This window comes from Streptomonospora alba (genome assembly GCF_000826685.1).
Classification (GTDB): Bacteria; Actinomycetota; Actinomycetes; order Streptosporangiales; family Streptosporangiaceae; genus Streptomonospora; species Streptomonospora alba.
Window position 1 is genome coordinate 41088 of sequence record NZ_JROO01000010.1, and the last position, 13403, is coordinate 54490.

The window sequence follows — 13403 nt, forward strand, 5'->3', positions numbered from 1 at the left end:
CGCCGCGCGAGGCCGCCTCCGGGGGTGCCGGGAGCCCTTCCCCTGAGGGGATCGCGGCCGCCGCGCACGGGCTCGGCACCGGCCCCGGCGGTCCGGGGCGGCGGCGCGCGCCGCCCCACCGAGCGAATCCCCGGCGTCCGCGGGAGTACCCTGCTGACCGGTACCGGCGGCATCGCCGCCGGTTGGGACCGCGCGAGGGCCGCCGCGGCGTCCGCGCCGCAAGCGTCCCTGCGCGCCGGCCCACGCGCACCGGGTCCGCCCGCAAACCGTCGCCGCGTCTGTCAAGGGAGCGCACATGGCCACCGTGTACGGCACCGCCGTGGACATCACCACCGAGGACGGCACCGCCGACGCCTACCTCGCCTATCCCGACGACGGCGATGCCCATCCCGGCGTCCTGATGTACATGGACGCCTTCGGCGTGCGGCCCCAGCTGGAGAAGATGGCCTCCCGCCTGGCCGAAGCCGGCTACACCGTGCTGGTCCCCAACGTCTTCTACCGCCACGGCCGTTCTCCGGTGGTGGAACTTCCGGAGTTCATCGACCCCGGCCGGCGTCCGGAGATCTTCGAGAAGCTCGGGCCGATCATGCAGTCGCTGACACCCGACCAGGCGATGCGCGACGCGGACGCCTACCTGCGCCGCCTCACCGGCCTCGACCAGACCGCCGACGGGCCGGTCGGCGTCACCGGCTACTGCATGGGCGCGGTCCTGGCGCTGCGCACCGCCGGCACCCACCCCGACCGCGTCGCCGCCATGGCCGGCTTCCACGGCGGCAACCTGGCCCCCGACGCCGCCGACAGCCCGCACCTGCTCGCCGACCGCATCAGCGCCGAGGTGTACTTCGGCCACGCCGACGAGGACCCGGCCCTGCCTCCCGAGCAGATCGAGCGCCTCGACCAGGCCCTGAACACGGCAGGCGTGCGCTACACCGCCGAGGTCTACCCGGGTGCGCGCCACGGCTACACCCAGGCCGACACCGCCAGCCACGACCCCGAGGCCACCGAGCGCCACTGGAGGGCGCTGCTGGACCTGCTCGACCGCAACCTCTGACACCCCCGCCACCGGCCGCCGCCCGCGCGGCGGCCGGATGCGCGGCTGAAGGCCGGTCCAGACCGTGGTGGGCCTGTCTCGGAGACCGGCCTCGGTGCCGGGCCGGCTCCGAGGGCACGCGCGAACGTGCCCATCCGCCGAGCACGCCTCCGGCTAGGTGGCGGACCGGCTCACTCGCGACATGATCGCGGCGTAGGCCGCTGTCACCCCCGTGGTCAGGGTCGGTTCCAGGACCGGGCCGAACTGCGGCGAGTGGTTGGCGGGCACCGGTTCACCCGAGTCGACGACCTCGTCGGGCATGCCGCCGAAGAACCAGTAGACGCCGGGCACGCCGATCGCGCCCGGAAGCACCCCGAAATCCTCGCTGCCCATCTTCGCCGGCCGGTCCACGACACGGTCGGCATCGAGGGCGTCCCGCAGCACGGCGGTGAGCGCCGCGGTCTCCTCAGGGGCGTTGACCAGCAGCGGAAAGGTGTAGAGCTCGGTGATCTCGGGACGCGGCGCCCCCGAGGCCGCGGCCTCGCCGTCGAAGACCCGGCGCAGCGCCGCCAGAAGCCGATCGCGCACGTCGGCGTCCAGGTTGCGCACGTTGATCGTGAACTCGGCCCTGTCGGGGATGATGTTCTCCTTGACGCCGGCGTGGAAGCTGCCCACGGTCACCACCGCCGCCTGCTGAGCGGGCACTTCGCGGGAGACGACGCTTTGGATGCGCACGACCATGTGCGCCGCCAGCACGACCGGGTCGATGGTGACCTCGGGCCGGGACCCGTGTCCGCCCCGCCCGTGCACCGTCACCTTCCAGGAGTCGGCCATGGACATGGCCGCCCCGCTGCTGATCTCCACGGTTCCGGCGCGGCCGGGCCAGACGTGCTGGCCGTAGACGACCTCCGGTCGCGGGGCGCGGTCCCACAGGCCGTCGTCGACCATGGCGCGGGCCCCTTCCGCGATCTCCTCGCCCGGCTGGAACACGAACACCACGGTGCCCGCCCAGGAGTCGGCGGATTCGGCCAGCAGTGTGGCCGCTCCGATCGCGCAGGTGATGTGGGTGTCGTGGCCGCAGGCGTGCATGGTCGGCACCTCGGTGCCGTCGCGCAGGGTGCCGCGAGCGGCGGAGGCGTAGTCGAGCCCGGTCTCCTCGGCCACCGGAAGCCCGTCGATGTCCGCGCGGAAGCCGACCACCGGTCCGTCGCCGTTCTCCAGGACCGCGACCACGCCGGTGCCGCCGCAGGTGAAGGTGGTGAATCCCAGGTCGCTCATGCGTCGGGCGATCAGCTCGGCGGTGCGGTGCTCCTGCATGGACAGCTCAGGATTGCGGTGCAGGTCCTTGTACAGCTCGTGCAGCTGTTCGCGGAGACGGGGCGTGATGGCCGGTGCGGTGCTGTCGGCGGTCATGCGGGCTTCCTTCCCGATGGGCGGTGCGGTGTGCGCGGCCGTCGAAGGCCCACTCCGCGCACGCGGGCGGCGCCTGCCCGGCACGGCGGCCGCGCAGGAACCTGAGCTGGGCGAGGGCCGCGACCTCCGCCGGGGGAGGGGCCGGTGGCCGCGACGGCTCCCGCTTGCGAGGATTCCTACCAGGTCGCGGGGGCGAAGCCGAGCTCGGGGGCCGACCGCGCCGACCGGTGGAGGCCGCCTGCGAGCGGCCGCTGCGGCCCTGGAGCCGGGACCGCGGTGTCGGTCCGCGTCGGCGGGTGGCCCATCGGCCCGCTCAGTGGACGAGGACCTGGTGCACCTCCACGGCGACCGGGCCGCCCGGAGCCGTCGGAAGGCACAGCCGACCCACGAAGAAGGCCGTGTTGAGCCAGGTCGGGCCCCCTTGGGGGGCCTCGAAGACCGGGTGTGTCGGGCAGGCTCGATCGGCGGCGCCTTCGGGCGGTCCGGCGGGGTCCGCGAGGCCCTCGTTGATGACGGTGACCACGGCCCCCTCGGAGGAGCGGATCTCGTAGCGCGCCCAGACGTGCACGGCGCCGTCCGCGCGCACAAGGTTCCAATCGGCGCCGCCGGGAAGGACCTCGCCGCTGAGCGCGGGTCCGTCGACGGTGCCGCCGGCGATCGGGACGACGCGGCGGAACCCCGCATAGGTCGTGCCCACCTCGCGCGGTTCCCCGAGGTCGACGGTGATGGTGAAGGCGTACTCCAGCGTGAGCGGCATGGCACTCCGTCCTGGTCGGGCCGCGGTCTGCCGGCGGGCGCAGGGAACTCGCGGGGCGGCGGACAGAACGCGGGCGAAGCGGCTCTGCCCGCCGGCGGTTCACTCCCCGGCGGCGTCGGTGAGGCGCTGGGTCGCCTCGGCGAAGTCCTCGGCCATCTCGTAGACGACGTCCTTCGCCGGGCGCACGCGGTTCATCAGGCCGACACCCTGGCCGACCCAGTAGGTCGCGAGCTCCCGCGCCCCGGTGTCGCCCTTCTCGGCGAGGCTGTCCACGTGGCGCAGCGCGGGCTCGCTGACGATGGACTGCAGTGGCATGGGCAGGGCCTCAGGACTGTCGGGGCCGTCCCACGCCTGCGTCCAGGCCGACGCGAGCTGGCGGGAAGGCTTGCCGGTGCGCCCCCGGGAGCGGACCGTGTCGCGCGAGGAGGCCGCGACCATCTTCTCCACCGTGTAGGGCGCGGTCTCCGCTTCCTCGGTGGTCAGCCACACCGACCCGGTCCAGGCGCCGTCCGCGCCGAGCGCGATCGCCGCCGCCATCTGCCGCCCTGTGACGATGCCGCCCGCGGCCAGGACGGGCACCTCGCGCACCGGCTTGATCGCCTCGACCACCTCGGGGACCAGCACCATGGTCGTGACCTCGCCGCAGTGGCCGCCCGCTTCGGTGCCCTGGGCGACGAGGACGTCCACACCCGCCTCGACCTGTTTGAGGGCGTGCTCCGCGGCCCCGACGAGGGCGGCCACGGGCACGCCTTCGGCGCGGGCCCGGTCGATCATGTACTGCGGGGGCACTCCCAGCGCGTTGGCGACGAGCTTCACCGGGTGGCGGAAGACGACGTCGAGGAGGCGCTCGCCGACCTCGTGGTCGAACCCGATTTCCAGGCCCGGCCAGTCGGCGCTGCCTGCGGGGTCGACGCCGTGCTCGTGGAGCAGGCGCCGCACGAACGCGCGGTGCTCCCCGGGTATCCGCGCGGCGAGGTCTTCGCTGCTCAGGCCCTGGCCGCGACCCTCGTACCTCTCCGGAACGATGATGTCGGCGCCGTAGGGCCTGCCGCCGACCTGTTCGTCGATCCAGGAGAGTTCGCGCTCCAACTGCTCGGGGGTGTGCGAGGAGGCGCCGAGGACGCCGAACCCGCCGGCGTTGGTGACCGCGGCGACGACGTCCCGGCAGTGGCTGAAGGCGAGCAGCGGCAGCTCGATGCCGAGCATGTCGCAGATGGCGGTTCGCACTGACGAATCCTTCCCCGCGGGACCCCCGGCTTCCGTCGGAGCGCCGGTCCGCAGCACGCTAATCCAGACGGATTCCGTTTAGCAATTGGTCCGCCGGGATTCCTCCGGTCGGACCGCGGGCCCGATGCCCTGTTCAGACGGCACCGCCGCGGGTGAGTACCGAGGTCAGGACGAAGTCGACGAAGCGCTCGGCGTATTCGGCCGCCGGCGGCGCCGCGTCGCGCACCGCCCGCGGCGCCAGGCGCGTCGTCAGCACGTGGTTCATCGCCCCGCCGCACAACGCGTCCAGCAGGTAGGTGACCGACGTGTCCTCGGGCAGCTCACCGCGGCGGATGCCCCGCCGGACGATGGCGCGCGCCGCCATGACCTGGTCCTGGGCTATGCGGGTGTACCGCTCGGCGAGTTCGGGCATGGCCGCGGCCTCCATGGCCAGGCGCATCGCGGCCCGGCCGTGCTCGCCGCCGTAGAGCTCGGTCATCTGCAGCACGAGCCGTGCCAGGTCGCCGCGCACCGATCCGGTGTCCACGTCGGTGATCGCCCCCAGGCGCGACGTCAGCGCCTCCGCGAGCAGCTCCTCCTTGCCGTTCCACCGCAGGTAGGCCGACGCCTTGCCGACACCGGCGCGCCGGCAGACGGCCTCGATGGTGAACGAGGACCAGCCCTGCTCCCCGAAGAGGTCCACCGCCGCATCGGCCAGCTTGCGGTCGACGTCGGGGTCGCGGGGGCGTCCTGAGGGCCGTGCGCTAGCCATGCCGCACATCCTCCTACATCGTCGCCCGTACCGTGATCGGTCGCGGGGCGGTGCCGAACGGGTGCCCTCTGGATTAGGCTGCCGGGATTACAGGCGGATTCCGTCCGTAATCACGTCCGGCAAGCGCCGAGGCGGACCCGTCCCCGGGGAGAACGACAGTGCCGATGAACGACCTCGACCCCGCCACCCCCGTGATCGTCGGCGTCGGTCAGGCGTCCGAGCGCATCGGCGATCCCGGTTACCAGGGGCTTTCCCCCGTGGGACTGGCCGCGGCGGCCGCCCGGCGGGCGCTGGAGGACACCGGCGCCGATCCCGCGGCCGCCGCAGCCGCCGTGGACACGGCCGCCGGCATCCGCCAGTTCGAGATCTCCTTTCCCGGCGCCGAGGCTCCGCTGGGCAGATCCGACAACTACCCCCGCTCGGTCGCCGCCCGAATCGGCGCCGACCCGCAACGCGCCATCCTGGAGGTCGTCGGCGGGCAGGGGCCCCAGCACCTGGTCAACGAGTTGGCCGCGGACATCGCCCGGGGCGGCTGCCGGGCGGCCCTGGCGTTCGGTTCCGAGGCCGTCTCCACCGTGCAGGCCATGGCGCAATCCCCGGACCCGCCCGACTTCTCCGAAAGGGTCGGCGGAAGCCTCGACGACCGGGGGCTGGGACTCGACGGCCTGATATCGCACCGCCAGGCGACCCACGGAATCACCGATGCGCCCGGCCAGTACGCCTTGTTCGAGAACGCGCGCCGGGCCCGGCTCGGCCGGACGCGCGAGGACTACGCGGCGGGCATGGGCGCGCTGTTCGCCCCCTTCACCCGCATCGCGGCGGCCAACCCGCACGCCGCCGCCCCCGTCGAGCGCAGCGCCGCGGAGTTGGTCGCACCGACGGAGCGCAACCGCCCCATCGCCGACCCCTACACCCGCTACGTCGTGGCCCGCGACAAGGTCAACCAGGGTGCGGCGGTACTGGTCGCATCCGTGGCGGCGGCGCGGGAACTGGGTGTGCCCAAGGAACGGTGGGTGTTCCTTCACGGCCACGCCGACCTGCGCGAACGCGACCTCATGCAGCGCGCGGACCTCTCCCGAAGCCCGGCGGCGGTGATGGCCGCCGAGCACGCCCTGGAGGTGGCCGGCATCGGCGCGGCGGACCTGTCGGCCCTCGACCTCTACAGCTGCTTCCCGATCGCGGTCACCAACGTCGCCGACGCGCTCGGCCTCGCCGCCGACGACCCCCGCGGACTCACCCTCGCCGGCGGGCTGCCGTTCTTCGGCGGCGCCGGCAACAACTACGCCATGCACGCCGTAGCCGAGGCGGTGCACAGCGCCCGCGCCGTCCCCGGCGGCTACTGTTTCGTCGGCGCCAACGGCGGGTTCCTGAGCAAGTACTCCGCGGGGGTCTACTCCACCGCGCCGACGGGATGGCGGACCGACCGCAGCGCCGAACTGCAGCGCGAGATCGACTCCTGGGAGGCGCCCGAGGAGGCCGCCGAGCCCGAGGGCTGGGCGCGGGTGGAGACCTACACGGTCAAGCACGGCCGCGGCGGCGAGCGCACCGGCGTGGTCGTCGGCCGGCTGGAGGCCGACGGGCGCCGGTTCCCGGCGGTGACCGAGGGGGACGACGAGGTCCTGGGGCTGCTGTCGGAGGGCGAACCCGTCGGCGCGCGCGTCTACGTGCGCACCTCCGATTCCGGCAGCCGGGTGACCACCACCCCCGCCCGGATGGCAGGACCCCATTCGGCGCCCCACGCGTCGCCGCACGACGCCCGGGGGTGACGTCGCATCCCGCACCGTGCGGTGGGGGCTGATCGGCGGCGGCCCCGACCGCGCGCGTGCGGCCGCCGGCCGGCCCGCGCCGCGGCTAACGGCCGGTGGCGGACCGGGTCGAGGACACCCACACGACCGCGGCCCAGAAGAGCGCCGCGACACCGGCGAGTACCCCCGCGACCGCCGGATACCCGGTGGCGGTCGCCATCCAGGCGGCGCCGACCGGCCCCGCGAGGCCCACCACGCCCCATCCGCTGAAGACCGCCCCGTAGGCGGTTCCGAACCGGTCCGCGGGCACGGTGTCGGCGACCGCCATCGGCGTGAGGACGGAGACGGCTCCGTACTGGGCGCCCAGAACCAGCAGCGCCGCCAGAGCGCCGGCGGGCCGGGCGACGAGGACCAGCGTCAGGCACGCGCCGACCAGGGCGGCGGCGGTGGCGTGCAGAGCCGGTACGTGGCCGATCCGATCGGCGACGGGCCCTGCTGCCAGTCGGCCGAGGAAGTTGCCCGCGTTGAGCAGCACCACCGCCGCGATCGCCGACTCCGGCGTCCGAGCGAAGTCCCCGGCATGGCCGAAGGCGACCAGCGCAGGCGCGCTGCCCAGCCAGAACATCGTCCATGAGGCGAGAATCGGCCGGCTGTACGGGCGGAGCGCCGCCAGGCCCGTCGCGGCCGGTTCAGTCGACGACGCCTCTGCCGGTGCCGGTTCCGCCGACAACGAGCGTGCCGAGGCGACCGTGTCCGGAAGCAGGGCACTCGCGCACACGACCAGGCCGCCGAGCAGGACCGCCAGCACGGCGAACATCCCCGCCCGCCCCACGACGCCCAGCAGGACGTCGACGACCGGGGCCAGCACCACGGCCCCCGCCGCATAGGCGCTGACCACCACCGCCACCGCGCTGCCGCGCTTGGTCGCCGCGGTTCCGGCCACCCGGACCGCGGTGGCATAGCCCAGGCCCGTCGCGCCGCCCAGCACGACGCCGAAGCCGAGCACGAGGACCGGCAGCGATTCCGCCGACGCGGTGGCGGCGAGCCCCAGGACGACCCCGCCGCCCACGACAAGGGCGAGCCGCCGCGGCGCCACGGCGTCGGCGAGCCGCCCGCCGACGAGGACGCCGGCCGTGAAGGCCGCCAGGCCGACGGCGTAGGCCAGGCTTGAGGACGGAGACGAAACCTGCAGTTCCGAGGACAGCACGCCGCTGAAGGCGTCCCAGAGGAACAACGGGCTGACCGCGAAATCCAACAGAGCCGCCCCGGTCAGTGCACGCCACGCCGGGCTCACCACGTCCCACAACCCATCCGTCGAATTCCGGCTCGCCGTGATCCGCGTCAGGCTACGCGAGCCCACCCGCAGCGGAGGAACCGCCCGGGCGGCCTGGGCGAGCCGCGCGGATGCCCGCTCTATCTGCCGGGGCCTGTCGGCGCCGGAAGTACGGTCCCTGCACCGAACACCGAAGTCAGCGGCAAACCGCCTGTGCCCTGCCCGCCGACTTCGAACCCGAACACGTCCTCGTCAACGGCGAGGCCCTGTTCGCCGACGGGGCGCGGGTGGACGTCGAGAAGTGACCGCGCCGCCGCGATGAGCGTGCTCCGACCGAGACATGTCCCAGGCCCGCTCGTCTACTCGGGCGACGGCGTCGCGGGCGCGGTCCCGGCTCCGTCGTCAGGTGCGGTGAAGATGCGGTCGAGTACACGATCGAGGGCGGCCGAGGCGTCGTCGGGGGCGAGGTGGCCGAGCAGTACGCGCTGCCCGCAGCCGTCCGCGAAACACAGCAACAGCGTCGTCTCGGTCTCCGGGTCGACTGCCGGGCGCACCTCACCACGCTCCTTGGCACCCCGGATCTCCTCGGTCACGAACCGCCGCAGCTCGGCATCGCTGGTCCGCAGCCCAGCTGCGATGTCGGGCCGCTGGAGCGAGCGCAACGAGAAGGCGAGCAGCACCTGGTACTCGGCGAGGCGCTGTTCGTCGGCGGGCACGGTCAGGTCGCCCAGAACCTGGCGAAGCAGCGAGCGACTGGTAGCCGGCGGTCCCACGGTGTCGACGCGTTCGGCCATCCGCTGCTGTGCGCTGAAGATCATGTGCTCCATGGCGAAATGCTCCAGCTGTTCCCTGGTCGAGAAGTAGTGCTGCACCAGGCCGACGGAGATTCCGGCCTCCGCCGCGACCTTCCGGATGCTCGCGCCCTCGATGCCGTATTTGCGGATGGCCTCCCACATGGCCTGGGCGACCTGCCGACGCCGCAGGTCATGATCGACCACCTTCGGCATCACGCCTCCTTATTTTTACAATACGAACGACTTGCAAAGTGCCCGCTGGCATCGCAGTATATATGTATGGCGAAAACAGGGCAGGTCGGCAGGGACGGGGCCGGACTCCGCTTTCGCGGCGTCGTCAAGAGCTTCGGGGGGCAGACCGCACTCGCTGGCGCCTCGTTCGAGTGCCCCGCCGGTGTCGTCACCGCCCTGATCGGACCCAACGGCGCCGGCAAATCCACGCTGTTTCGAGCGGCCGCCGGATCGGTCGACCTCGACGCCGGCGAGATCACGGTACGCGGCCATCCGGCGGGAACGCGGGAAGCGCAGCGGCGACTCTCGCTCATGCCCGAGCAGCCGGACCTCTACCCGGGTGTGTCCGTCTGGGAGCACGTCGTCTTCATAGCGCTGCTCTACAGGCTGTCCCAATGGCGCGAGCGGGCGGTCGAACTGCTTGAGCGATTCGGCCTCGCGGGTCGGCGGGATGCCCTGGCCCACGAGCTCTCCCAGGGGATGCGCAGGAGGCTGGCGCTGGTCATGGCGCTGGTGCGAGGTGCCGACGTGCTGCTGCTGGACGAGCCGTTCAACGGCTTGGACCCGCGCAGCGCGGCCGAACTGCGCTTGCTGGTCGGTGAGCTCGTGCAGGACGGGGCGAGCGTGCTCGTGGCGACCCACGTACTGGGAGACGTCGATCGCCTCGCGAAACGCACGATCGTGTTGCAAGACGGCGATGTCATCGCCCACGGCACTCTCGCGGAGTTACGCGCGAGCGCCGGAGTGGGCGGGGAAGCGGATCTGGAGAGCACGTATCTCGCGTTGACGAGCGGGGTCCCGAACCCGCATCCGGCGGCTGCGCGGCCGCGGTGACACCGGTCTCTCCCGCCTTCGCGCGGGCGTATCTGGGAACCCGCCGTTGGCGGCGCCGCGTCCTGCACCTGCGGCGGCGCCCCTGGGCACTGCTCGCTTTGCTGCTGGCTCTGGGATCCAGCGCCACGGCGCAGTACTTCCTGCTGCGCGGCACTGCCGGGACTTCCCTCCCGCCGGCGGTCGTCGACTCCGTCGCGTTGCTGGCGCCCTTCCTCCTGCCGGTCGCGGGCTTCGCGGCCACCTTCCGCTCGCCCCTTCGGCTGGCGAGCCCCGACGTGTCGTGGCTGCTCACCGCGCCGGGGGGTCGCCGGGTTCTACTCGCCCGGTACCTGTTCGGCTTCCCGTCGCTGCTGGCGGTCCTCGGTGGGGCAGGCGCGGCGGCATCGCGCATGCTGACCTCCGAGGCAGTCGCGCCGGCATGGAAACTCGCCGTCGTCTTGGGGGCCGCCGCCATCATGCTGCGGCTGGCGGCCCTGCTGTGCCACCTGCTTGCGCTCCGGGCACGCCGCGTCGCCCGCGCGGTCTCCTTCGCCGCGGCCGGTGTGCTGCTGCTCACGGCGTTCGGCGGAGAGCCCGTCGCCGGTCTGCGAGGCGAGCCGCTGATCCGGCGCTGGGCGCTGGTGGCGACCGACCCGCAAGCCGTGGCCGCGTCCTGGGTGCTCATCCCGGCCTTGACCGCGGGGGCACTGGGTTGCCTCACGCTGTACGTGGCGCGCGGCTACGTCGAAGCCGCCGACGATCGGGCGCGGCAGAACGCCGAGCTTCGGGAGACCATGCGCCGAGACTCCACGGGGATGGAATCGGGGACGCAATGGTTCCACAGCGGCTTCGCCTCCTTGCCCGGCCCCGACCGGTGGACCGGTGAGGCGGCGCTGCTGTTTCGCGGCCTCGCCCAGCAGCGCCGCATGCTGTTCGCCGTGGGCCTCGAGTTCATCGTGGAGTTCCTCGCCACGATCGCCCTGCTGGCGCTCGCCCACCACCTGGCCTGGATCCCGCTGGCCTTCGTACTCACGGCCGCGATCGCGACCAGCCCGTTCACCGGAATCGCGATGGAACTCGGCCATAACCACGCCTGGGTCGCGCCGCTGCGGCCGTTGCGAGCGCTGCTTGCCGCCACCGCCGTACCTGCTGTGACCATCGCACTCTCCGCGGAGCTGCTGTGGCTGACCCTCGGCATCGGCGGTGTGCTCACCGCGGGTGTCTGGCTGGCCGGGGCGGCGGTGCTCCCGCTCGTCGTCGTCGTCATCCTGCTGGGCGGCGCGCTCGGTCTCGCACTCGGTGGGGCGGGCCTCCTGCGGATTCCACTCGCGTTCGGCTTCGCGGCCGCGGGAGTCGCCCCGCTCGGCGCTCTGCTCGTCATGCCGGGGCCGCTCGGCCTCGCGGGCGCTGCTTCGCTGCTGCTCGGTCTCGGTGCCGTCGCCGCATCCGTCGCACGTCGGAGACTGTGGCCGGGCCGCCTGGCGTGAGCGGGTGTTCATCGCGGCGCCGCGTCCCACCCCGCCGCCGGTCGGTGCGGTGGGAGGCGGCGCCGGGGTCAATCCACCGTCGCCGAGCCGGGCAGCGTGTACCAGGTGCGGTCCTGGTACACCAGGGGGAACCGTGACTCGTCTCCCGTGCGGACGTGCAGGACGGCGGCGACGATCAGGGTGGAGCCGCCCGCGGGGACGCGTTCGGCGATCCGGGCGCGCAGCCACACGTCCGCGTCGCACAGCAGCGGCTCCCCGGTGGGCAGGCGGCGCCATGCGGCGGTGTCGGCGAACCTGTCGATCCCGCTGGTGGCGAAGCGCCGCGCCGCCTCCACCTGCCCGGCGGCGAGCAGGTGGACGACCACGGTCTCGGCGGCGGTGATCCGGGGCGTGGTCGAGGACCGGCCCGAGAGCGAGAACGCCAGCAGCGGCGGTTCCGCCGACACCGGTATCACCGAGGTCGCGGTCAACCCCACCGGGCCCTCGCCGTCGTCGGCGGTGACGACCGCGACGCCCGCGGGATGGTGCCGGAACGCGGCTTTGAATCCTTCCGGGCACGCGGGGTCGCGGACGCGGCCGCCGGGGGAGGGGGCGGGCGCCGCCGTGGCGCCTGCTCGGGTGTTGTCGGAGTGCATGTCCTGATCTGCCGCTTCGGCGTCGCAGTAGGGCATGGCCGCCTATTCGCCCGGTTCCTGCAGGGTCAGGAAAACCCATCGGCCTTCCGGGGCCATGCCGGCCAGCCATTTGCCGCAGCTCTGCAGCACGACAGGGCCCGACGTGATGTGCTGGGTCCCGGTGTTGAGGTCGCGGAAGAAGCGCTGCAGCGGACCGCGCCGGATGAGCGCCGTCGCCGCCCACCTCTGCACGGTCTGGCCGACGGCGTGCACCGACCATGTGGTGTGGTTCAGCATCAACCGGGTCAGGGTCTCCTGCTCGGTGGTGAGCAGGTCGCCGCGGTCCAGCGTCGCCTCGTTGGCGGCCCAGATCTCCATGGCCCAGGCGCGCGCCGCGCGCAGCCGGGCTTCGGCTTCGGCGTACTCGGCGCGGAACCGGTCGGTGTCCACAGCGGCGCCGGGAGATCCCGACTTCGCGGCGGCGTAGGCCTTGAGCTCGTCGAGCAGCCGGCGCCCGACACCCAGAGCCCAGCCGGTGTGGCAGACGCCCGACATGTTCGCCAGTCCCATCCGGTAGATCGCGCCGCCGTGGTGGGTGGTGGTCGTGGCCGCCTCGTGGACGCGGGTTTCCGGCACGAACACGTCGTCGAGGGTGTAGTCGATGCTGTGCGTGCCCGACAGCCCCATGACGTCCCAGTTGTCGATCAGAGTCGCCTGCTCCTTGGGCAGGGTGAAGACCAGGACCCGGCCCGTCTCCTCGCACAGCGCCGCGGTGTGGATGTGGGTGGCCACGTTGACGCCGGAGGCGAACTGCCAGCGGCCGCTCACGCGGTACCCGCCCTCCGTGCGCACGGCGGTGCCCGGCTTGGTTCCCTGCCCCGCCATGATGGCGTGGCGCCCGCCGGGGACGTCGGGGTACAGCTCGGCGACGGCCTCGGGGCCGAGGTAGGCGGCCGTGGTGCCGGCCACCATCTGCAGCGCCATGTAGCTCCAGCCGGCGGAGGCGTCGGCGTAGGCGATGCGCGCGATGGTGTCGACGACCTGGCGGGGCGAGAACTCGTAGCCGCCCAGCTCTGCGGGGATGCCCACCTTGAGTGCGCCGGTGGACAGCAGCGCCCCGACGGCCTCGTCGGTGAGGCGGCCCAGCCGCTCGCCTTCGTCGGCGGTGCCGTCGAGGACGGGGTGGATCTCCTCCAAGCGCCCCATCAGCGGCTCGTACTCGTCGCTTACGTGGATACCCCGCTTCGGGGCGAGGGCGGTGGTCATGG

General features: G+C 73.2%; 13 protein-coding genes. 5 read left to right on the forward strand and 8 right to left on the reverse strand.

What is annotated here, in order from left to right:
* Nucleotides 1–295 precede the first annotated feature (295 nt).
* Entirely contained in the window at nt 296–1051 is a 756-nt protein-coding gene (locus LP52_RS06380; protein ID WP_040271599.1) for a dienelactone hydrolase family protein, read from the forward strand.
* 153 nt (nt 1052–1204) lie between these two features.
* On the opposite strand, the gene LP52_RS06385 is transcribed toward LP52_RS06380, so the two are convergent.
* The 4 genes from LP52_RS06385 to LP52_RS06400 form a co-directional block, all read right to left on the reverse strand.
* Nucleotides 1205–2443, reverse strand: coding sequence for an amidohydrolase (locus LP52_RS06385; RefSeq protein WP_040271601.1), 1239 nt, complete (start codon nt 2441–2443; stop codon nt 1205–1207).
* 313 nt (nt 2444–2756) lie between these two features.
* The gene (locus tag LP52_RS25665) at nt 2757–3200 is read right to left on the reverse strand and encodes a DUF3237 family protein (RefSeq protein WP_052809514.1); all 444 of its coding nucleotides are present in this window, start codon (nt 3198–3200) and stop codon (nt 2757–2759) included.
* A gap of 99 nt (nt 3201–3299) precedes the next feature.
* A complete protein-coding gene (locus LP52_RS06395) occupies nt 3300–4427 on the reverse strand; it encodes an NAD(P)H-dependent flavin oxidoreductase (RefSeq protein WP_040271602.1) in 1128 nt (375 codons plus the stop codon).
* 133 nt (nt 4428–4560) lie between these two features.
* Entirely contained in the window at nt 4561–5178 is a 618-nt protein-coding gene (locus tag LP52_RS06400) for a TetR/AcrR family transcriptional regulator (RefSeq protein ID WP_040271603.1), read from the reverse strand.
* Between the two features lie 164 nt (nt 5179–5342).
* Between LP52_RS06400 and LP52_RS06405 the strand changes: the two genes are divergently transcribed.
* Nucleotides 5343–6944, forward strand: coding sequence for an acetyl-CoA acetyltransferase (locus LP52_RS06405; RefSeq protein WP_084722960.1), 1602 nt, complete (start codon nt 5343–5345; stop codon nt 6942–6944).
* An 85-nt stretch (nt 6945–7029) separates the two neighbouring features.
* Here the strand turns inward: LP52_RS06405 and LP52_RS06410 are convergent, their stop codons facing one another.
* Nucleotides 7030–8178, reverse strand: coding sequence for an MFS transporter (locus LP52_RS06410; protein WP_157036230.1), 1149 nt, complete (start codon nt 8176–8178; stop codon nt 7030–7032).
* 149 nt (nt 8179–8327) lie between these two features.
* Here LP52_RS06410 and LP52_RS27115 point away from each other — a divergent pair, with 149 nt between their 5' ends.
* A complete protein-coding gene (locus LP52_RS27115; protein WP_157036231.1) occupies nt 8328–8501 on the forward strand; it encodes a hypothetical protein in 174 nt (57 codons plus the stop codon).
* 54 nt (nt 8502–8555) lie between these two features.
* Here LP52_RS27115 and LP52_RS06415 read toward each other — a convergent pair whose 3' ends face one another.
* Entirely contained in the window at nt 8556–9203 is a 648-nt protein-coding gene (locus tag LP52_RS06415; RefSeq protein ID WP_052809515.1) for a TetR/AcrR family transcriptional regulator, read from the reverse strand.
* Nucleotides 9204–9269: 66 nt separating this feature from the next.
* Here LP52_RS06415 and LP52_RS06420 point away from each other — a divergent pair, with 66 nt between their 5' ends.
* Nucleotides 9270–10055 (forward strand): ABC transporter ATP-binding protein, encoded by a 786-nt coding sequence (locus tag LP52_RS06420; RefSeq protein WP_052809516.1) that lies wholly within the window; start codon nt 9270–9272, stop codon nt 10053–10055.
* Nucleotides 10052–11521 (forward strand): hypothetical protein, encoded by a 1470-nt coding sequence (locus LP52_RS06425; RefSeq protein ID WP_040271607.1) that lies wholly within the window; start codon nt 10052–10054, stop codon nt 11519–11521. The genes LP52_RS06420 and LP52_RS06425 overlap by 4 nt, the downstream gene beginning before the upstream one ends.
* Before the next feature lie 68 nt (nt 11522–11589).
* On the opposite strand, the gene LP52_RS06430 is transcribed toward LP52_RS06425, so the two are convergent.
* Both LP52_RS06430 and LP52_RS06435 read right to left on the reverse strand, forming a co-directional pair.
* Nucleotides 11590–12192, reverse strand: a complete 603-nt coding sequence (locus LP52_RS06430) for a flavin reductase family protein (RefSeq protein ID WP_202966058.1) — start codon at nt 12190–12192, stop codon at nt 11590–11592.
* A 6-nt stretch (nt 12193–12198) separates the two neighbouring features.
* Nucleotides 12199–13401, reverse strand: a complete 1203-nt coding sequence (locus LP52_RS06435; protein ID WP_040271609.1) for an acyl-CoA dehydrogenase family protein — start codon at nt 13399–13401, stop codon at nt 12199–12201.
* Nucleotides 13402–13403 lie beyond the last annotated feature (2 nt).

Bases quoted from the DNA above. Each gene is read 5' to 3' on its own strand.
- LP52_RS06380 (WP_040271599.1), top strand. From the start codon at position 296: ATGGCCACCGTGTACGGCACCGCCGTGGACATCACCACCGAGGACGGC.
- LP52_RS06385 (WP_040271601.1), bottom strand. From the start codon at position 2,443: ATGACCGCCGACAGCACCGCACCGGCCATCACGCCCCGTCTCCGCGAA.
- LP52_RS25665 (WP_052809514.1), bottom strand. From the start codon at position 3,200: ATGCCGCTCACGCTGGAGTACGCCTTCACCATCACCGTCGACCTCGGG.
- LP52_RS06400 (WP_040271603.1), bottom strand. From the start codon at position 5,178: ATGGCTAGCGCACGGCCCTCAGGACGCCCCCGCGACCCCGACGTCGAC.
- LP52_RS06405 (WP_084722960.1), top strand. From the start codon at position 5,343: ATGAACGACCTCGACCCCGCCACCCCCGTGATCGTCGGCGTCGGTCAG.
- LP52_RS27115 (WP_157036231.1), top strand. From the start codon at position 8,328: ATGCCCGCTCTATCTGCCGGGGCCTGTCGGCGCCGGAAGTACGGTCCC.
- LP52_RS06415 (WP_052809515.1), bottom strand. From the start codon at position 9,203: ATGCCGAAGGTGGTCGATCATGACCTGCGGCGTCGGCAGGTCGCCCAG.
- LP52_RS06420 (WP_052809516.1), top strand. From the start codon at position 9,270: ATGGCGAAAACAGGGCAGGTCGGCAGGGACGGGGCCGGACTCCGCTTT.
- LP52_RS06430 (WP_202966058.1), bottom strand. From the start codon at position 12,192: ATGCCCTACTGCGACGCCGAAGCGGCAGATCAGGACATGCACTCCGAC.
- LP52_RS06435 (WP_040271609.1), bottom strand. From the start codon at position 13,401: ATGACCACCGCCCTCGCCCCGAAGCGGGGTATCCACGTAAGCGACGAG.